Here is an 18,650-nt window from a genome sequence, read left to right on the forward strand (position 1 = left end):
CGATGTGTGTAAATAAAGTGGTGCGTGAGCAAGATTTTTGCCAGCGGGATTTGAACTGATCACAACTTGGTCACTAGGGTCGGGCTTCGAACCTTCGCGCGGTTGATCACCCATCCGGGGTGGCGGCGGAGGAACCGCCTGCCCGTGACCGGTTGGGCGGCTCTGAGGAAGAAGGAGCTCGCCTTCGTGGCGTCCCACCGTCGACCCAAGCAGCCGAGCCGCACCCGTGTGACCGTGCTCACCGTGACCGCGGCCGCCGCCGTGGCGCTCACCGCCCAGTCCGGGGCCCAGGCCGCTCCCGCCAAGCCGAAGATCGACGAGGTCAAGTCGAAGGTCGACCAGCTGAACGAAGAGGCCGAGGTGGCCACCGAGCAGTACAACCTCGCCGATGAGCGGCGGGGCAAGCTGCAGAAGGAGGTCAGCCAGCTCCAGGACAAGGTGGCCCGCGGCCAGGAGGAGCTCAACACCCTCCGCGACCAGATCGGTTCGGTCGCCAGCGCCCAGTACCGCTCCGGCGGCATCGACCCGGCGCTCCAGCTCTTCCTCTCCGCCGACCCGGACACCTACCTCGACAAGGCGTCCGCGATCGACCAGTTGAGCGCCCAGCAGGCCGACGTGCTCACCTCGATCCAGGCCAAGCAGCGCACGCTCGCCCAGGAGCGGGCCGAGGCCACCGCGAAGCTGGCCGACCTCGAGGACGTCCGCAAGACGCTCGGCGAGAAGAAGAAGAAGTTCCAGGGCAAGCTCGCCGAGGCCCGGCAGCTCCTCAACACCCTCACCGCGGCCGAGCGCCAGAAGATGGAGCAGCAGGAGCGGGAGCAGTCGCAGCGCGCCAGCCGTGCCGCCACCGGCTCGCGCCCCGACCTGGGCAACGAGGCCCCCGCGAGCGGCTTCGGCGCCGCCGCGCTCTCCGCCGCCGCCACCCAGCTCGGCAAGCCGTACGTCTCCGGTGCCGAGGGCCCCAACTCGTACGACTGCTCCGGTCTGACCATGTGGTCCTACCGCCAGGCCGGCGTCACGCTCACCCGCACCACCTACACCCAGCAGAACGACGGCGTGAAGATCGGCCGCAGCCAGCTCAAGCCGGGCGACCTGGTCTTCTTCAACAACCTGGCGCACGTGGGCCTGTACGCGGGCAACAACACCGTCCTGCACGCCCCCCACTCGGGCGCCGTCGTCCGCTACGAGTCCATGAACACCATCGGCTCGTTCATGTTCGGCGTCCGCGTGGCCGGCTGACCCTCCCCCGCGACCCGCTCCGGCATGCCGCCCAATCGGGTGGTTCGCCGCGACGCACGCTGACCTGACGCCCCGCCGGTGACCTGTGTTCTCCGGCGGGGCGTCACTTTGTGTGCCCGGCGCCTTCGTTGGACGAGGACTGATCAGCGGCTACTGTCTGCCGCGCCAGTCTGCGTCGAGCCGAACGGAGCGCGATTCGTGGCGTCCCACCGCCGACCCGCCCGGGTCACCGTCCTCACCGCCGCCGCCGCGGCCACCGCGGCGGCGTCCCTCGGGGCCGTCCCCGCGAGCGCCGACCCCGGGGCCACCCCGGCGGCCACCCGCGCCACGGTCGACCGCCTCTACGAGGAGGCCGAGAAGGCCACCGAGGGATACAACCGGGCGGACGAGAAGGCGAACGCGCTGCGCCGGACGGTCTCCCAGGCGCAGGACAGCCTCGCCCGCGGCCAGGAACGCATCAACCGCATGAGGGGCGTGCTCGGTTCGGTCGCCGGGGCCCAGTACCGCTCCGGCGGCATCGACCCCGCCCTCGCCCTGCTGCTCTCCTCCGACCCCGACAGCTACCTGGACCGGGCCACCGCCCTGGACCGGGTCACCGCCCGCCAGAGCGCCGCGCTCGGCGAACTCCGGCGCGAGCAGCGCAGCCTGAGCCAGAAGCGGAGCGAGGCCCGCGCGGCCCTCGCCGAACTGGAGCAGAGCCGGGCCGAGGTCGCCCGCCACAAGCGCACCGTCGAGCGGAAGCTCGCCGAGGCCCGCCGGGTGCTCGCCTCCCTCACCGTCGAGGAGCGCGCCGACTACGACCGCGCCTCCCGCACCGGCGAGCGCGCCGAGGGAGCCGAGGCACCCGACGGCGGGCCCGCCGAGCCGCTGCCGCCGCTCGCCGACCTCGGCCCCTCGCGGGCCGCCGCCGCGGTGATCGCCGCCCGCAGCGCGATCGGCAAGCCGTACGTGTGGGGGGCGACCGGCCCCTCGGCCTTCGACTGCTCGGGCCTCATGGTCTGGTCGTACCGGCAGGCCGGGATCAGCCTGCCGCGCACCTCCTCGGCGCAGCGGTACGCGGGCCGGCAGGTGCCGCTCTCCCAGGCGCAGCCGGGCGACCTCGTCACGTACCGCGGCGACGCCAGCCACGTCGCGATCTACGCCGGGAACGGGCAGGTCATCCACGCCCCCTACCCGGGCGCCCGGGTCCGCTACGACCCGGTCAACATGATGTCCCACGTGACGGTGACCCGCGTCTGAACACGTCCCCGTACGGATGTCCCACACGACCGCCACCCGCGTCTGAGGGCGCCCCCGTACGATCGGGGGCGTGGCGGGTCGGCGGAGTGCAGCGGCGCGCGGTGCGGCGGCGGGTCTGCTGGCCGCGCTCCTCGCGCTCGGCGGATGCGCCGCCCCCGCCCCCGAGAGACCGGCGTCCGGGGAGATCCAGAGCCTCCTCGACCGGCACGCGAGGGCGCTGCTCGACCGGGACGAGGCCGGCTACCTCGCGGCCCTCGACCCCGCGCTCGTACCGGCCGCGCGCACCGAGTTCGGCCGGCTCGCGAAGATCCCGCTCGGCGGCCTGAGCTACCGGGTCACCGACGTCGACCGGACCGGCGAGGGCCGGGTCACCGCCAGGGCCGAGCTCGGCTACCGGATCAAGGGCTACGACTCGGGGCCCACCACCACCGAGCGGGTCCTCGACCTCGCCGAGCGGGACGGCCGCTGGTACGTCACCGGCGACCGCGCCGCCGAGGGCGCCCCGCAGCAGCTGTGGCAGCAGGGCGAGGTCACGACCGTGACCGGCCGGCGCAGCCTCGTCCTCGGCGTGGGGCAGAGCGGGGAACGGCTGCGGGAGATCGCGACGGCGGCCGACCGGGCGGTGCCCGCCGTCGGGGATGCCTGGCACGGGAACTGGGCGGGCCGGATCGTGGTCCTCGTACCCTCCTCGATCGAGGCGATGGGCCGGCTCCTCGGCGGTCCTGCCGCCTCCTACCGGGGCATCGCGGCCGTCACGACCGGCCGGACGGGCGGCGGTCCGACGGCGCCCGCGGACCGGGTGATCGTGAACCCGGACGCGTACGCGGTGCTCGGCGCGTTCGGCCGGCAGCTGGTCCTCACCCACGAGACCACCCATGTCGCGACCCGCGTCGAGACCACCAAGGCCACCCCGGTCTGGCTCTCCGAGGGCTTCGCCGACTGGGTCGCCTACCGGGGGACCGAGCGCACCGCCGCCCAGGCCGCCCCCGAGCTGCGCCGCGCGGTCCTGGCGGGCGACCTCCCGGCGGAGCTCCCCACGGACGAGGACTTCGCCTTCGGCGGCGACGCGGAGGCCCTGGCACGGGCCTACGAGGGCGGCTGGCTGGCCTGCGAGCTGATCGCGGACCGCTGGGGCGAGGAGAAGCTGACGGCGTTCTACCGGGCGGTGGGCGCGCACCCGGCCCGGGACGGCGCGGTGGAGAAGGCGCTCCGGGAGGTCCTGGACACCACGCCGGAGGAGTTCACCGCCGACTGGCGGACGTACCTGGGGGAGCGGCTCGGCTAGGGCCCGTCCTTTCAGCGCGAGCCGGACAGGGCCTTCTCGCGCTCCGGCCGAGTCGCCTGCGCGGGGATCTTCCCGGCCTCGGCGAGCCGCGGTTCCGTCACCGTGTGACGCCACAGGATCCGGCAGGCGATGACGGTGGCGGCGATCAGCAGACCGTTCCGGGTGAACAGCACCGCCACGCCCAGCGGATCGCTCCGCGTCACGTGCGAGAACCACACCGGGAACTCGAACTGCGTCACCGCCGTCGCCCACAGCACCAGGTGCGCGGGCTTCCGCATCCGGCTCGACCGGTAGGCGAGGCACACCGCCGCCAGACCGACCAGCCACAGCATGTACTGGGGGGAGAGCACCCGGCTCGTCGTCGTGAACAGCAGCACCGTCACGAAGGCCGCGTCCGCCACCGTCGAGGAAGCGAAGCGGACCGCCCGCATCCGCCACACGAGGAGCCAGCCGAACGCGGCGACCGTGAGGACGAGCGCGGCCGTCGACACCGTGGACACGTACGGGCCGAGGAACTCGATCGAGCCGTAGTTCATCTTCGCCTCGCCCTCCCAGCCGAAGTGCCGGACGACGTGGAAGACCATCGAGCCCAGCGACTCGACCTCGGTGCCCCGGTCGCGCTGGAAACCGAGGAAGGCCAGCGCCCCCGGCATCCACGCCACGCAGAACGCGAGCACCGCGGCCGCCGCGCCCACCGCCGTCGACCAGGAGCGGAAGGTCGCCCGCCCCTTCGGGGTGCCCGCGAGCAGCAGCGCCGGCCACACCTTCAGGACCGCGCCGAAACCGGCGAGCGCGCCGAGCACGCGCGGGCTGCGGCCCGCCGCGAGCAGCCCCGCCACGGCGACGGCGGTGACCATCACGTCGTACCGGGCGTACGAGGTCGGGCCGAGCAGCGGGACGCCCGCCAGCCAGAGCCAGGCACCGCGCGAGGAGCGGCCCGCGCGGCGTCCCGTGTGGAGGAGCAGCCCGAAGACGAGCGCGTCGCAGAGGAAGGCGAGGAGGAAGAAGGCGGTCGCGTAGCCGAGGAACGGCAGCAGACCGGGCGAGAGGATCGCGAACGCGGCGGCCGGCGGGTACTGCCAGGTGATGTCGTCCAGCGGGTACGTGCCCGTCCGCAGGACCTCGTACCAGCCCTGGTAGATGTTCGAGACGTCGAACGTGATGTCCGGGCCGGGGATGACCACGATCTTGAAGACGCAGAGCAGCATGATCGCCCGGGTGAGGCCCCAGAGGCCGACCGGAAGCCGCAGACCCGTGCGTGACCCGTTCCCCACCGCACCCGTCGTCACTGTCGCGTCCTTGTCCTGTCGGCCCGCGGTAGCGGGACAGCCGTGTTGCCGGGCGGTGGATGCGATCGCGTACTGTCGGCCACGATGCACAAGACCCTGATCGTAACCAACGACTTCCCGCCGCGTCCCGGCGGAATCCAGGCCTTCCTGCACAACATGGCGCTCCGCCTGGACCCCGACCGGATCGTGGTCTACGCCTCCACGTGGAAGCGCAGCCGTGAAGGGATCGAGGCGACGGCCGCGTTCGACGCCGAACAGCCTTTCACGGTCGTACGGGATCGCACCACCATGCTGCTGCCGACTCCTCGGGTCACCGCCCGCGCCACCGCGCTCCTCCGCGAGCACGGCTGCGAGTCCGTGTGGTTCGGCGCCGCCGCGCCGCTCGGCCTGATGGCCCCCGCGCTGCGCCGGGCGGGCGCGAAGCGGCTCGTCGCCACCACCCACGGGCACGAGGCGGGCTGGGCCCAGCTCCCCGCCGCCCGGCAGCTCCTGCGCCGCATCGGCGAGGGCACGGACACGATCACCTACCTCGGCGAGTACACCCGTTCCCGGATCGCGAGCGCCCTCACCCCGGCCGCCGCCGGCCGCATGGTCCAGCTCCCGCCCGGCGTCGACGAGAAGACCTTCCACCCCGACTCGGGCGGCGACGAGGTCCGCGCCCGCCTCGGGCTCAGCGACCGCCCCGTCGTCGTCTGCGTCTCCCGGCTCGTCCCCCGCAAGGGCCAGGACACCCTGATCAGGGCCATGCCCGCGATCCTGAGCCGGGTCCCGGACGCCGTCCTCCTGATCGTCGGCGGCGGACCGTACGAGAAGGACCTGCATCGCCTCGCCGCCGAGACCGGCGTGGCCGGATCCGTACGCTTCACCGGCGCCGTCCCCTGGTCCGAACTGCCCGCCCACTACGGGGCCGGCGACGTCTTCGCCATGCCCTGCCGCACCCGGCGCGGCGGCCTCGACGTCGAGGGCCTCGGCATCGTCTACCTGGAGGCCTCCGCCACCGGCCTGCCCGTCGTCGCCGGCGACTCCGGCGGCGCCCCGGACGCCGTCCTCGACGGCGAGACCGGCTGGGTCGTCCGCGGCGAGTCCGCCGAGGAGACCGCCGACCGCGTCACCACCCTCCTCCTCGACCCCGAGCTCTGCGCCCGCATGGGCGAGCGGGGCCGGGCCTGGGTGGAGGAGAAGTGGCGCTGGGACCTGCTCGCGGAACGGCTGCGCGAGCTGCTGTAGTCCGCGCAGTACGGGAAGGGGCCGGGCGATCGGATCGCCCGGCCCCTTCCGTTTCCCGTACGCGCCCCTACTTCGTGTAGATGGCCTCGATCTCGTCCGCGAAGTCCTTCGCGACGACGTTCCGCTTCAGCTTCAGGGACGGGGTGATGTGGCCCGCCTCCTCCGTGAACTGGGCCGGGAGGATACGGAACTTGCGGACCGACTCCGCCTTGGAGACCGCCGCGTTGCCGTCGTCGATCGCCCGCTGGACCTCCGCGATGAGCTCCGCGTCGTCCCGGAGGGAGGCCGCCGTCGAACCGGCCGGCTTGCCGTGCTCGCTCGCCCAGCGGCCGAGGAACTCCTCGTCGATCGTGACCAGCGCGCCCACGAACGGACGCCCGTCGCCGACCACCATGCACTCCGCCACCAGCGCGTGCGCCCGGATCCGGTCCTCGATGACCGCCGGGGCGACGTTCTTGCCGCCCGCCGTCACCAGGATCTCCTTCTTGCGGCCGGTGATCGCGAGGTAGCCGTCCTCGTCGAGCGTGCCGATGTCACCCGTGTGGAACCAGCCGTCCGCGAGAGCCTCGGCTGTCGCCGCCTCGTTGTTCCAGTACCGCGAGAAGATGTGCTCGCCGTGCAGCAGCACCTCGCCGTCGTCGGCGATCCGCACCACCGAACCCGGCAGCGGCTGACCGACCGTGCCGATCTTCTGCCGGTCCCAGGGGTTGAACGCGGTCGCCGCGCACGACTCCGTCAGGCCGTAGCCCTCCAGGACCGTGAAGCCGATGCCCCGGAAGAAGTGGCCGAGCCGCTCGCCGAGGGGAGCGCCGCCCGAGATCGCGTACTCGCCGCGACCGCCGAGCACCGCCCGCAGCTTGCTGAAGACCAGCTTGTCGAAGACCTTGTGCTTCAGCTTCAGACCGAAGGACGGGCCCTGCGGGGTGCCGATCGCCCTGCTGTACGCGATGGCCGTGTGCGCGGCCTTGTCGAAGATCTTGCCCTTGCCGTCGGCCTGCGCCTTCGCCCGCGCCGAGTTGTAGACCTTCTCGAAGACGCGCGGCACGCCCAGGATCAGCGTCGGCCGGAACGAGGCCAGTTCGTCCGTGAGGTTCTTGATGTCCGGGACGCAGCCGAGGCGGATCGGCGCCATCACGGACGCGACCTCGACGAGCCGCCCGAAGACGTGCGCGGCCGGCAGGAACAGCAGCACCGAGCACTCGCCCGTACGGAAGAGGGGCTTGAGCCGCTCCACCACGTTGCCGCACTCGGCGAAGAAGGCCCGGTGGGTCAGGACGCAGCCCTTGGGGCGGCCCGTCGTGCCCGAGGTGTAGACGATCGTCGCCGGGTCGTCCGCGTTCGCCGCCGACATGCGCGCGTCGAGCAGCTCGTCGGAGACGTCCGCGCCGGTGGCCGTGAGCTGTGCGACCGCGTCGTGCTCGATCTGCCAGACGCCCTTGAGCTCCGGCAGGTCCGCCCGCACGGACTCCACCGCGGCCTGGTGCGCGGCGCTCTCGACGAGCACCAGCTTCGCGCCCGAGTCGCCGAGGATCCACTGGATCTGCTCCGGCGAGCTCGTCTCGTACACCGGCACGGTCACCGCGCCCGCGCTCCAGATCGCGAAGTCGAGGAGCACCCACTCGTAGCGCGTACGGGAGAGCAGCGCGACCCGGTCACCCGGCTCCACGCCGGAGGCGATCAGACCCTTGGCGACCCCGCGGACCTCGGCGAGGAACTGCTTGGCGGTGACGTCCGTCCAGACGCCGTCGACCTTGCGCCCCATCACGGCGACGTCTGGGTGCTGGGAGGCGTTGCGGCGGATGAGATCCGTCAGGTTGCCGTCCGCGGGGACCTCGTACAGGGCCGGAAGGCTGAACTCGCGCAAGACTGCTGCTCCTCATCGGGCGCCGGCGCCACGGCTCTGTGTGATGCACCGGTGAAGTCCATGATCGGGCAGGTGCTCAGTGGGGGTGAGCACGACTGGACCGCTCGGACGTTACCCACCAGTACATGGTTCCCGATAGGGGGTCCCGGTCAGATGTTCCGTGCGTCACACATGCATGACGGTGCTCTGCGCACAGTAATCCACAGGTTTCACGACTCCCAAGTAACCGCAGGTGACACCCCCTAAGGTGGGCTCATGCGAGTCCATGTGGTCAGTGACGTGCACGGCAACGCCGGCGACCTCGCCAAGGCGGGGGAGGGCGCCGACGCCCTGATATGCCTCGGCGACCTGGTCCTCTTCCTCGACTACGCCGACCACAGCCGGGGCATCTTCCCCGACCTCTTCGGCACGGAGAACGCCGACCGGATCGTCGAGCTCCGTACCGCCCGCCGCTTCGACGAGGCCCGCGACCTGGGGCGCAGCCTGTGGGCCGCGCTCGGGGTCGACCGCGACACCGCCATCGAGGCCGCGGTCCGCCGCCAGTACACCGAACTCTTCGCCGCCTTCCCCACCCCCACGTACGCCACCTACGGGAACGTCGACATCCCCCAGCTCTGGACGGACTTCGCCGGGCCGGGCACGAAGGTCCTCGACGGCGAGCGGATCGAGCTCGGCGGGCTGGTGTTCGGCTTCGTCGGCGGCGGGCTGCGCACGCCCATGCGCACCCCGTACGAGATCTCCGACGAGGAGTACGCCGCCAAGGTCGAGGCCCTCGGCGACGTCGACGTCCTCTGCTCCCACATCCCGCCGGAGGTGCCGGAACTGACGTACGACACCGTCGCCCGCCGCTTCGAGCGCGGCAGCCGGGCCCTGCTCGACGCCATCCACCGCGTCCGGCCCCGGTACTCCCTCTTCGGCCACGTCCACCAGCCGCTGACGCGCCGGATGCGGATCGGTCGGACGGAGTGCGTGAACGTCGGCCACTTCGCCTCGACGGGGAGGCCCTTCGCCCTGGAGTGGTGACAGCGCGGCCACGGGGGCGCGATAGCCTTCCGTCGGCACGTCTGTGCCCCTTTTACTTCCGCCGGACCGCACAGTGGAGGAGCCACCGCGATGGCCGAACACACCAGCTCGAGCATCACCATCGAGGCGGCGCCGGCCGACGTCATGGGCGTGATCGCCGACTTCGCCCGCTACCCCGAGTGGACCGGCGAGGTGAAGGAGGCCGAGGTGCTGTCGGTCGACGAGGCCGGCCGCGCGGAGAAGGTCCGCCTCCTCCTCGACGCGGGCGCCATCCGGGACGACCACACCCTCGCGTACACCTGGACCGGGGACGACGAGGTCTCCTGGACCCTGGTCAAGTCCCAGATGCTCCGCTCCCTGGACGGCTCGTACCTGCTGAAGCCGCTGGGCGGCGACCGCACGGAGGTCACCTACCAGCTGACCGTGGACGTCAAGATCCCCATGCTCGGCATGATCAAGCGCAAGGCCGAGAAGGTCATCATCGACCGGGCCCTGGCGGGCCTGAAGCAGCGGGTGGAATCGGGCGCGTAGCGCTCCCGCGGGACAGCGCCCCGCACGGGGCGCGGGCCCGCACCCGGCTGGACGGCGCCCTTTGCCGCCCGACGTGTGGGGCCCGCGCCGGGGTGGGCGCAGGCCCGCAACGGGTGGCGGGGGCGCACCGGTAACGTTCCCGCACATGCGGATCATCCTTGTCACCGGCCCCGGCGGCGCCGGACGCACCACCCTCGCCGCCGCCACCGCCCTCGCCGAGGCACAGGCCGGCCGTCGGGTCCTGCTCGTCTCCGAGGAGGCGGACCCGGCGGAGGGCGTGAAGCTCCTGCGCCCCCGCCCCGGGGACGACTTCCGGCGGGAGTTCCTCGCCCTCCAGGCCCGCTCCTCCGCCGCCCTCGACCTCCTCGGCACCGCCCCCTTCGAGGACGCCGAGCTCACCGAGCTCCCCGGGAGCCGTCAGTTCGCCCTGCTCAGGGCCCTGCGCGACGCCGCCGCCGGTGACCACGACCTCGCCGTCGTCGATCTGCCCCCGCTCTCCGAGGCCCTCGCCCTGCTCGCTCTGCCCGGGCAGCTCCGCCGCTATCTGCGCCGCCTCCTGCCCCCGGAGCGCCAGGCCGCCCGCGCCCTGCGCCCGATGCTGGCCCAGCTCGCCGGCGTCCCCATGCCCGCGCAGTGGCTGTACGACACGACCGCCCGCTGGGAGGTCGAGCTCGCCGCCGTCCAGGCCGTCGTCGAGGACCCCGACACCACCGTCCGGCTCGTCCTCGAACCCGGTCCCGGCGCCGCCCGCGCCCTGCGCACCGCCCGGCTCGGTCTCGCCGTCCAGCGCCTCGCCCTCGACGCCGTCGTCGCCAACAGGATCCTGCCCGCCGCCTCCGAGGACCCCTGGCTCGCCGGACTCGCCGCCGAACAGCACCGGCACCTCGCGGAGCTCCGTACCGCCACCACCGGCGAGCTGTACGAGCTGCCGCATCTCGGCCGGGCCCCGCGCGGGGCCGAGGACCTCGTCCTCCTCTCGCCCGTCCGGACCGAGAAGACGGTCCCCGTACCGGAGTGGGCCGTCGAGGACCGGCGCGAGGAGGACGGCGTCCTCGTCTGGCACATCCCCCTGCCGGGGGCCGTCAAGGAGGAGCTCTCCCTCGTCCGCCGCGGTGACGAACTGCTCCTGACGGTGGGCGCGTTCCGTCGCGGCGTCCCGCTGCCGGGTGCCCTGCGCCGCTGCACCGTCACCGGCGCCGGGCTCGTCGACGGGGACCTCCGGGTGCGCTTCACGCCCGACCCCGGGCTCTGGCCCCGCACCCCCTGAGGCGCGTGTACCGTCGAAGTACGCAGCCACTGAGGAGTACGCCATGAGCGATTCGGACGCCTGGGCCAAGGCCTGTGCCGAGGACCTGGAGGCGGAGAAGGCCCGCCGCCGGGCGCAGCGCGCGACCGAGCCCGGCTCGCCCGCGGAGGAGTTCCGCAGGCTCTTCGAGGCCGTGGCCGACAAGGTCTCCGGCGGCCTCGGGAACCCGCTCCTCGGCGGCCAGGCCGCGCAGACCGCCGCGCAGACCGTGCAGCAGCTCGTCAACCAGGCGAAGGCCGTCGTCGAGCCCGTCATCGAGCGCAACCCGCAGGTCTTCGACCACCTCGCCGCCGCCGGCAGCGAGCTGCTCGCCGCCTACCGTTCCGCCGTCGAGGGCCACGAGAGCCGCTGGACCCGCGGTGGCGCCGTACCCGACGCCGACGACCCGCGCCGCGACGCGGATCCGGACGCGCCCCGCAAGGACGGCGAGGGGCCCGGAACCGGCCAGCACATCGACCTCGACTGAGCGGCGGGCCACCCCCGCTCGGGTACGGTGGGCCTTAGCGGGGCTCGACCGAAAACTGAGGGACACATGGGACTCACCATCGGCGTCGACATCGGCGGCACGAAGATCGCGGCCGGCGTGGTCGACGAGGAGGGCAACATCCTCGACACGCACACCGTGCCCACCCCGCCGACCCCCGAAGGCATCGTCGACGCCATCTGCGCCGCCGTCTCCGAGGCCGGCAAGGGGCACGAGATCGAGGCCGTCGGCATCGGAGCCGCGGGCTACGTCGACGACAAGCGCGCCACCGTCCTCTTCGCGCCGAACATCGACTGGCGGCACGAACCGCTGAAGGACAAGGTCGAGCAGCGGGTCGGCCTGCCCGTCGTCGTCGAGAACGACGCCAACGCGGCGGCCTGGGGCGAGTACAAGTTCGGCGCCGGCAAGGGCCACGAGGACGTCATCTGCATCACCCTCGGCACCGGCCTCGGCGGCGGCATCATCATCGGCAACAAGCTGCGCCGCGGACGCTTCGGCGTGGCCGCCGAGTTCGGCCACATCCGGGTCGTCCCGGACGGTCTGCTGTGCGGCTGCGGCAGCCAGGGCTGCTGGGAGCAGTACGCCTCCGGGCGTGCGCTCGTCCGGTACGCCAAGCAGCGCGCCAACGCCACCCCGGAGCGCGCGGAGATCCTCCTCGGCCTCGGCGACGGCACCCCGGAGGGCATCGAGGGCAAGCACGTCAGCCAGGCCGCCCGCGCGGGCGACCCGGTGGCCGTCGACTCCTTCCGCGAGCTGGCCCGCTGGGCCGGCGCCGGCCTCGCCGACCTGGCCTCGCTCTTCGACCCCTCGGCGTTCATCGTCGGCGGCGGCGTCTCGGACGAGGGCGACCTCGTCCTCGACCCGATCCGCAAGTCCTTCCGGCGCTGGCTGATCGGCGGCCAGTGGCGTCCGCACGCGCAGGTCCTCGCGGCCCAGCTCGGCAACAAGGCCGGCCTGGTCGGTGCGGCCGACCTCGCCCGCCAGGGCTAGCACCCGTAGCAGGGCATACGACGACTGCCCGCCGCGTCCTCTCGGACACGGCGGGCGGTCGTCGTATGTTGGCCGTCATGGCGATCAGTGAGCTGCCCAACTCCCGGACCGAGAGCGACGGTTCGGCCGTCCTCCGGGTCCTGAGCTACAACGTCCGCTCGATGCGCGACGACGAGGACGCCCTCGCCCGGGTGATCCGCGCCTGCGCCCCGGACCTCGTCTTCGTCCAGGAGGCCCCGCGCTTCTTCCGCTGGCGCAAACACGCCGCCCGGCTCGCCGCCAAGAGCGAGCTGGTCATGCTCAGCGGCGGAGCCACCGCCGCCGGACCGATGCTGCTGTGCTCCCTGCGGGCCACGGTGGAGCGTACGGAGGACGTCCTGCTGCCGCTCACCCCCGGCCTGCACCGGCGCGGCCTCGCGACCGCCGTCGTCCGCTTCGCCGGGGCCCGGGTCGGTCTGGTCAGCTGCCACCTGAGCCTGCGCAAGGACGAGCGGTACGCCCAGGCGGGGATGGTCCTCGACCGGGTCGCCGCCCTCGGCACCCCGTACGCCCTCGTCGCCGGCGACCTGAACGAACGCCCCGGAGGCCCCGCCTTCACCCGCCTCACGGAGAAGCTCCAGGACGGCTGGGCGGTCAGCCCCTGGGGCGGCGAGCACACCTCGACCCCCGCCGACCCGCACCAGCGCATCGACGCGATCCTGGCGACCCCGGGCGTCGAGTTCCTCGGCTGCGGAGTCCCGACGCACCTCGACCCGGCGGACCTGCGGGCCGCCACCGATCACCTTCCGGTGCTGGCCGCGGTCCGCGTCCCCGCCTCGTAGGGCACGCCCTACACGACCGCCCCGCGGCCCGGGTCGTCGAAGCCGTCGTCATCGTCGTCGTCGTGCTTCATGCGGGCCACCAGGGTCACGAAGCCGCCCAGGAAGCCGCCCACGCAGAGTGTCGTCAGCCACCAGGTCATGTCCCACTGGAGCAGGACGGCGAGCAGCATCAGGACCGGGCCGCCGACGACCGCGAGCCAGGCGAACTTGGTCGTCGTGTCCGCCTCGGGCAGCGGCGGCGGCTCCGGCGGGACGAAGTGGCCCTCGTCGGCGCCGCCCGCCGCGTCGTCCGGCTCGGCCGGCGAGTAGTCGCGGGGGCCGCCGGAGAGCACACCGGGCGCGAACACGATCGAGCTGCCGAGCGCGGGCCGCTCGGGACCCGCCTCCGGGTCCTCGTCCGCCTCGGGGTCCTCGGCCGGGGGCTTCGGCCTCGGCTTCCAGGCCGTGCCCTTCACGGGCCGGATCTCCCCGGAGTCCTCGTCCTCGTCCTCGGGCTCCGGCAGCGACAGGTTCTCGACGGGCCGGAACGGCTTCGTCCCCGGAGGGTCCGCGGGCTCCTCGCCGTACCCGGCGACGATCGCGGCCCAGGCCGCCTCCTCGTCGATGGGCTGTGGCTCCCGCCCGTCGCCGTCCTGCTGCTCAGCCACCGCTCCTGCTTCCCTTCCCGTCGACCAGATCCGGGGCCAGACGCTCGACGAAGGCCAGGCTCTCGTCGAAGATCCGCTCCGCATCATGGTCCAACGTCGCCACGTGGTAGCTCTGTTCCAGCAGGACCTCCTTGACGTCCGTCGAGGAGATCCGGGAGAGGATCCGGGCCGAGTCGACGGGCGGCACGACGTGGTCCTGGGGGCTGTGGAGCAGTACCACCGGCTGGGTGACCTGCGGGAGCTGAGCGTCCACGGTCCGGAAGAGGCGGCGCAGGGAGTGCGCGGCGTGCAGCGGCACCCGGTCGTAGCCGACCTCGGTCACGCCCTCCTTGGCGATGTCGCTGGCGATGCCCTTCGTGGAGGGGACCAGGTGCCGGGTGACGGGCAGCGTGTACGCGGCCAGGCCGTGCACCTTGTTGCCCGGGTTGACGAGGACGATGCCCCGGATCGCGTCGCCGTGCTGGGCGGCGAGCCGCAGCGTGAGGGCCCCGCCCATGGAGAGGCCGAAGACGAAGACGGTCCGGCACCGCTCCTGGAGCTCGCGCAGGGCCCGGTCCACCTCCGCGTACCAGTCGTGCCAGGTGGTGAGCTGCATGTCCTGCCAGCGGGTGCCGTGGCCGGGCAGCAGCGGCACCGAGACCGACAGGCCGCGCTCGGCCAGGTACTCGGCCCACGGGCGCATCGACTGCGGGGAACCGGTGAATCCGTGACAGAGAAGGACGCCGACCTCTCCGCCCTCATGGCGGTACGGCTCGGCTCCGGGAAGGACCGGCACCGGGGTCTCCTGTTCGGTTGCGACTCCGGCGTCTGCGGGTGCGCCGGAGCGACGGAAGATGGGGAAGGACCTTCACGGTACGCGACCGGACCGACACCGACCAGGGCCGTAGCGGGGGCCGTGCGCCGCCACGGGATAAAGTCGTGGCCGACGGCACACGGAAGGCATGGCGAGTTGATCTACGGCGCAATGAAGTTCTCCATCGGAGGGTCCCTGAAGCTTGCCTTCCGTCCCTGGGTGGAGGGCCTGGAGAACATCCCCGCCGAGGGACCCGCGATCCTCGCGAGCAACCACCTGTCCTTCTCGGACTCCTTCTTCCTGCCCGCCGTCCTGGACCGCAAGGTCACCTTCATCGCCAAGGCCGAGTACTTCACCACCCCGGGTGTGAAGGGCAAGCTCACCGCCGCCTTCTTCAAGGGCGTCGGCCAGCTCCCGGTGGACCGTTCGGGTGCCCGCGGGGCGGGCGAGGCGGCCATCAAGGCCGGCATCGAGGTCATCGAGGGCGGCGGGCTCTTCGGGATCTACCCCGAGGGCACCCGCTCGCCCGACGGCCGCCTCTACCGGGGGAAGCCCGGCGGTCTGGCGCGCGTCGCCCTGGCCACCGGCGCGCCCGTGATCCCGGTCGCCATGATCGACACCGAGAAGATCCAGCCGCCCGGCAAGGTGGTCCCCAAGCTGATGCGCCCGGGGATCCGGATCGGCAAGCCGCTGGACTTCACCCGCTACCAGGGCATGGAGGGGGACCGCTTCATCCTCCGTTCGGTGACCGACGAGGTCATGTACGAGATCATGAAGCTGTCCGGCCAGGAGTACGTCGACATCTACGCGACCGCCGCCAAGCGGCAGATCGCGGAGGCGGAGAAGGCGGCCAAGGAGGCCGTCAAGGCCGAGATCGCCGCTCGGGAAGAGTCCGGCGCGTAAGTCCCCGCGAGGGGCTTTCCGGGGGTGGGGGAGATGGCCAAGCGCGAGCGTGTCGTGCGCATGTCGGTCGAGCAGCCGCTGTGGCGGGCGCTGACCGGCTACCGCGTCCTGACGATGGTCTACGCGGTGCTGATCTTCGTGTTCGGCCGGGAGCGGTACGAGCGGCTCTGGCTCGCCATCGCCTATCTGGCGGTGCTGTGCGTCTGGACCCTCGCCACCCTCCCCAAGGTGGCGAACGCGGCGAGCTGCACCAGGCGCTTCCTCGTCGCCGACCTCGCCGTCGCCCTCGTCGGCATCCTCCTCACCCCGCTCGTCGACGCCCAGGCCCAGTCGTTCGACGGCCCCACCCTGCCGTCGATATGGACCGCGGGGTCCGTCCTCGCGTTCGCGATCAAGGGCGGCTGGCGCTGGGCCGGCATCGCCTCCTCCCTGGTCGCCGTCGCCAACATCGTCGAGCGCGGGCACCCCACCCGGGACACCTTCCACAACGTGCTCCTGGTCTGGGTCGCCTCCATCGCCATCGGCTACGTCGTCGAGGTCGCCCGCGCCTCCGAGCGCACCCTCGCCCGCGCCCTGGAGATCGAGGCCGCGACCCGGGAGCGGGAGCGGCTGGCCCGCGACATCCACGACAGCGTCCTCCAGGTCCTCGCGATGGTGCAGCGGCGCGGCACGGCGCTCGGCGGCGAGGCCGCCGAGCTCGGCCGGATGGCGGGGGAGCAGGAGGTGGCCCTCCGCACCCTCGTCGCGGGCGGGCTCACCCGGCCCAGCCTGGTCTCCGAGGACGAGTCCGAGGGCGCCTTCGTCCGGGTCGTCGAGGTGGACGACGATCCCCCTCATGGTGCGGCCGACGCGCCCGTCGACCTCCGCGTCCTGCTCGCCCCGCGCGCCGGGGCCAGGGTCACCCTCTCCGAGCCGGGCGCCCCGGTCCTGCTGCCGCAGCCCGCCGCCCGCGAGCTGGCCAACGCCGTCGGCGCCGCCCTGGACAACGTCCGGGTGCACGCCGGCGAGGACGCGCACGCGTGGATCCTGATCGAGGACTGGCCGGACGAGGTGATCGTCACCGTCCGGGACGACGGTCCCGGCATCCCCGAGGGCCGCCTCGCGGAGGCCTGGGGCGAGGGCCGGATGGGCGTCGCCCTGTCCATCCGGGGGAGACTGCGGGATCTGGGCGGCTCGGCCGAGCTGATCTCGGTCCCCGGCCAGGGCACGGAAGTCGAGTTGAAGGTTCCACGGGGGAAGGCAGGGGAGAAGTGAACGAGCAGCGGATCAAGGTGATGGTCGTCGACGACCATCCGATGTGGCGGGACGCGGTCGCCCGCGACCTCGCGGAGGCGGGCTTCGACGTGGTCGCCACCGCCGGCGACGGCGAGCAGGCCGTGCGCCGCGCCGTCGCGGCCGGTCCCGACGTCCTCGTCCTGGACCTGAACCTGCCGGTCAAGCCGGGCGTCCAGGTCTGCAAGGAGCTCGTCGGCGGCCGTCCCGAGCTGCGGGTCCTCGTCCTCTCGGCGAGCGGCGAGCACGCCGACGTCCTGGAGGCCGTCAAGTCCGGCGCCACCGGCTACCTCCTCAAGTCGGCCAGTACGGAGGACCTGATCGACGCGGTCCGCCGCACGGCCGCCGGCGACCCCGTCTTCACCCCGGGCCTGGCCGGCCTGGTCCTCGGCGAGTACCGCAGGCTGGCCTCCGAGCCCGCCCCGGCGGCCGGCGCCGACGAGCCGAAGGCCCCGCAGCTCACCGAGCGCGAGACCGAGGTCCTGCGGCTCGTCGCCAAGGGCCTCAGCTACAAGCAGATCGCCGAGCGCCTCGTCATCTCGCACCGCACGGTGCAGAACCACGTCCAGAACACCCTGGGCAAGCTCCAGCTGCACAACCGGGTGGAGCTCGTCCGGTACGCCATCGAGCGCGGCCTCGACGACGCCTGAGGCGGCCGGGTGTCACGAGGGGCCGTATATTCACGGATATACGGCCCATCGTGATGTTGAGGGGAAAACCGTGGAGATCCTGGCATTCGGCGTGCAGGCGGACGAGCAGCCCCTCATCGAGAAGGCCTTCGAGGGACACCACGACGTCCGCTGCCTGAGCGTCTTCCTCGACGAGGACACCGCCCCCATCGCCGCCGGCTACGAGACCGTCTCCACCAGCGTCAACTGCAGCCTCGACCACCGGGTCCTGCAGACCCTCGCGGTCGGCGGGACCCGGATGATCGCCCAGCGCTCCACCGGCTTCAACAACATCGACCTGGAGGTCGCCGAGCGCCTCGGCCTCACCGTCGCCCGGGTCTCGTCCTACTCGCCGTACTCCGTCGCCGAGTTCGCCTGGACCCTGGCCATGGCCGTCAACCGCCGGATCGTCCGCGCCTCCAACCGGACCCGCGACTTCGACTTCCGACTCGACGGGCTGATGGGCCGTGACCTGCACGGCCGTACCGTCGGCGTGCTCGGCACCGGGAAGATCGGCGAGGCCTTCACCCGGATCGCCCACGGCTTCGGCATGAACCTCCTCGGCTGGGACGTCGCCGAGAACCCCGCCTGCGTGGAACTCGGCATGAAGTACGTCGAGAAGGAGCGGCTCCTCGCCGAGGCCGACCTCATCAGCCTCCACGTGCCGCTGCTCCCCGCCACCCGGCACCTCATCGACGCCGACGCCCTCAAGGCCATGAAGGACGATGCCATCCTGGTGAACTCCAGCCGCGGCGGGCTCATCGACACCGAGGCCCTCGTCACCGAGCTCCGGGCCGGCCGCTTCACCGGAGTCGGCCTGGACGTGTACGAGGCGGAGGCCGGGCTCTTCTTCCTCGACAAGTCCCTTGAGGTCGTCGAGGACGACACCCTGGCCCGCCTGGTGACCTTCCCCAACGTGGTGGTCACCTCGCACCAGGCGTACTACACGACCGACGCGGTCGGCCAGATCATCGACACCACCGTCCAGAACGTCCTCGACCACACCGCCGGCCGACGCAGCGAGAACGTCCTGGTACCGAGGTCGGCGTCCTAGGGCGTGTTTCAGAAG

Annotated in this window: 18 protein-coding genes; 14 read left to right on the forward strand and 4 right to left on the reverse strand. The window is 72.6% G+C overall.

From position 1 onward, the window contains the following. The first annotated feature begins 186 nt into the window (after positions 1–186). From CCN56_RS02365 to CCN56_RS02375, 3 genes are all read left to right on the forward strand, one after another. Positions 187–1,239 (forward strand): C40 family peptidase, encoded by a 1,053-nt coding sequence (locus CCN56_RS02365; protein ID WP_086822895.1) that lies wholly within the window; start codon positions 187–189, stop codon positions 1,237–1,239. A 198-nt stretch (positions 1,240–1,437) separates the two neighbouring features. Then, a complete protein-coding gene (locus tag CCN56_RS02370; RefSeq protein WP_086822851.1) occupies positions 1,438–2,478 on the forward strand; it encodes a C40 family peptidase in 1,041 nt (346 codons plus the stop codon). Positions 2,479–2,548: 70 nt separating this feature from the next. Beyond that, positions 2,549–3,763: a hypothetical protein gene (locus tag CCN56_RS02375; protein ID WP_086822854.1), complete on the forward strand. Its 1,215-nt coding sequence runs from the start codon at positions 2,549–2,551 to the stop codon at positions 3,761–3,763. Between the two features lie 11 nt (positions 3,764–3,774). Here the strand turns inward: CCN56_RS02375 and CCN56_RS02380 are convergent, their stop codons facing one another. Next, on the reverse strand, positions 3,775–4,971 hold the full coding sequence (locus tag CCN56_RS02380; protein WP_086822898.1) for a glycosyltransferase family 87 protein: 1,197 nt from the start codon (positions 4,969–4,971) through the stop codon (positions 3,775–3,777). Positions 4,972–5,136: 165 nt separating this feature from the next. Here CCN56_RS02380 and CCN56_RS02385 point away from each other — a divergent pair, with 165 nt between their 5' ends. Continuing rightward, on the forward strand, positions 5,137–6,279 hold the full coding sequence (locus CCN56_RS02385) for a glycosyltransferase family 4 protein (protein WP_086822859.1): 1,143 nt from the start codon (positions 5,137–5,139) through the stop codon (positions 6,277–6,279). Between the two features lie 67 nt (positions 6,280–6,346). On the opposite strand, the gene CCN56_RS02390 is transcribed toward CCN56_RS02385, so the two are convergent. Next, positions 6,347–8,143 carry a long-chain fatty acid--CoA ligase gene (locus CCN56_RS02390; protein ID WP_086822861.1) on the reverse strand — a complete coding sequence of 599 codons (1,797 nt, stop codon included), beginning with the start codon at positions 8,141–8,143 and terminating at the stop codon, positions 6,347–6,349. A gap of 255 nt (positions 8,144–8,398) precedes the next feature. On the opposite strand from CCN56_RS02390, the gene CCN56_RS02395 reads away from it, so the two are divergent. From CCN56_RS02395 to CCN56_RS02420, 6 genes are all read left to right on the forward strand, one after another. Beyond that, a complete protein-coding gene (locus CCN56_RS02395) occupies positions 8,399–9,166 on the forward strand; it encodes a metallophosphoesterase (RefSeq protein WP_086822863.1) in 768 nt (255 codons plus the stop codon). A gap of 90 nt (positions 9,167–9,256) precedes the next feature. Beyond that, positions 9,257–9,697 carry an SRPBCC family protein gene (locus CCN56_RS02400; RefSeq protein ID WP_086822866.1) on the forward strand — a complete coding sequence of 147 codons (441 nt, stop codon included), beginning with the start codon at positions 9,257–9,259 and terminating at the stop codon, positions 9,695–9,697. A gap of 145 nt (positions 9,698–9,842) precedes the next feature. Then, entirely contained in the window at positions 9,843–10,964 is a 1,122-nt protein-coding gene (locus CCN56_RS02405) for an ArsA-related P-loop ATPase (RefSeq protein ID WP_086822871.1), read from the forward strand. 43 nt (positions 10,965–11,007) lie between these two features. Further along, positions 11,008–11,469 carry a DUF5304 domain-containing protein gene (locus CCN56_RS02410; protein ID WP_086822874.1) on the forward strand — a complete coding sequence of 154 codons (462 nt, stop codon included), beginning with the start codon at positions 11,008–11,010 and terminating at the stop codon, positions 11,467–11,469. Between the two features lie 66 nt (positions 11,470–11,535). After that, a complete protein-coding gene (locus CCN56_RS02415; RefSeq protein WP_086822877.1) occupies positions 11,536–12,477 on the forward strand; it encodes an ROK family glucokinase in 942 nt (313 codons plus the stop codon). A 77-nt stretch (positions 12,478–12,554) separates the two neighbouring features. Next, positions 12,555–13,298, forward strand: coding sequence for an endonuclease/exonuclease/phosphatase family protein (locus CCN56_RS02420; RefSeq protein WP_086822900.1), 744 nt, complete (start codon positions 12,555–12,557; stop codon positions 13,296–13,298). A gap of 8 nt (positions 13,299–13,306) precedes the next feature. Here the strand turns inward: CCN56_RS02420 and CCN56_RS02425 are convergent, their stop codons facing one another. Together CCN56_RS02425 and CCN56_RS02430 are read right to left on the reverse strand one after the other, a co-directional pair. Next, complete coding sequence (locus CCN56_RS02425) at positions 13,307–13,945, reverse strand: hypothetical protein (RefSeq protein WP_086822880.1); 639 nt, start codon at positions 13,943–13,945, stop codon at positions 13,307–13,309. Further along, positions 13,938–14,720 (reverse strand): carboxylesterase, encoded by a 783-nt coding sequence (locus tag CCN56_RS02430; RefSeq protein WP_086822883.1) that lies wholly within the window; start codon positions 14,718–14,720, stop codon positions 13,938–13,940. The genes CCN56_RS02425 and CCN56_RS02430 overlap by 8 nt, the downstream gene beginning before the upstream one ends. Before the next feature lie 174 nt (positions 14,721–14,894). Between CCN56_RS02430 and CCN56_RS02435 the strand changes: the two genes are divergently transcribed. From CCN56_RS02435 to CCN56_RS02450, 4 genes are all read left to right on the forward strand, one after another. Continuing rightward, complete coding sequence (locus CCN56_RS02435; protein WP_174518248.1) at positions 14,895–15,641, forward strand: 1-acyl-sn-glycerol-3-phosphate acyltransferase; 747 nt, start codon at positions 14,895–14,897, stop codon at positions 15,639–15,641. A gap of 33 nt (positions 15,642–15,674) precedes the next feature. Next, a complete protein-coding gene (gene macS / locus CCN56_RS02440; RefSeq protein WP_086822886.1) occupies positions 15,675–16,895 on the forward strand; it encodes a MacS family sensor histidine kinase in 1,221 nt (406 codons plus the stop codon). A gap of 20 nt (positions 16,896–16,915) precedes the next feature. Beyond that, positions 16,916–17,563, forward strand: coding sequence for a response regulator transcription factor (locus CCN56_RS02445; protein WP_086822903.1), 648 nt, complete (start codon positions 16,916–16,918; stop codon positions 17,561–17,563). A 70-nt stretch (positions 17,564–17,633) separates the two neighbouring features. After that, entirely contained in the window at positions 17,634–18,635 is a 1,002-nt protein-coding gene (locus tag CCN56_RS02450) for a 2-hydroxyacid dehydrogenase (RefSeq protein ID WP_086822889.1), read from the forward strand. Positions 18,636–18,650 lie beyond the last annotated feature (15 nt).

The sequence above is a fragment of the Streptomyces sp. NRRL B-24572 genome (assembly GCF_002156145.1).
GTDB classification, from domain to species: Bacteria; Actinomycetota; Actinomycetes; order Streptomycetales; family Streptomycetaceae; genus Streptomyces; species Streptomyces vietnamensis.

What these genes read in the sequence shown, in the direction of transcription:
- CCN56_RS02415 (WP_086822877.1), top strand. Translation starts at nt 11,536, where the DNA reads ATGGGACTCACCATCGGCGTCGACATCGGCGGCACGAAGATCGCGGCC.
- CCN56_RS02395 (WP_086822863.1), top strand. Translation starts at nt 8,399, where the DNA reads ATGCGAGTCCATGTGGTCAGTGACGTGCACGGCAACGCCGGCGACCTC.
- macS (WP_086822886.1), top strand. Translation starts at nt 15,675, where the DNA reads ATGGCCAAGCGCGAGCGTGTCGTGCGCATGTCGGTCGAGCAGCCGCTG.
- CCN56_RS02410 (WP_086822874.1), top strand. Translation starts at nt 11,008, where the DNA reads ATGAGCGATTCGGACGCCTGGGCCAAGGCCTGTGCCGAGGACCTGGAG.
- CCN56_RS02385 (WP_086822859.1), top strand. Translation starts at nt 5,137, where the DNA reads ATGCACAAGACCCTGATCGTAACCAACGACTTCCCGCCGCGTCCCGGC.
- CCN56_RS02420 (WP_086822900.1), top strand. Translation starts at nt 12,555, where the DNA reads ATGGCGATCAGTGAGCTGCCCAACTCCCGGACCGAGAGCGACGGTTCG.
- CCN56_RS02400 (WP_086822866.1), top strand. Translation starts at nt 9,257, where the DNA reads ATGGCCGAACACACCAGCTCGAGCATCACCATCGAGGCGGCGCCGGCC.
- CCN56_RS02380 (WP_086822898.1), bottom strand. Translation starts at nt 4,971, where the DNA reads ATGCTGCTCTGCGTCTTCAAGATCGTGGTCATCCCCGGCCCGGACATC.
- CCN56_RS02405 (WP_086822871.1), top strand. Translation starts at nt 9,843, where the DNA reads ATGCGGATCATCCTTGTCACCGGCCCCGGCGGCGCCGGACGCACCACC.
- CCN56_RS02445 (WP_086822903.1), top strand. Translation starts at nt 16,916, where the DNA reads ATGGTCGTCGACGACCATCCGATGTGGCGGGACGCGGTCGCCCGCGAC.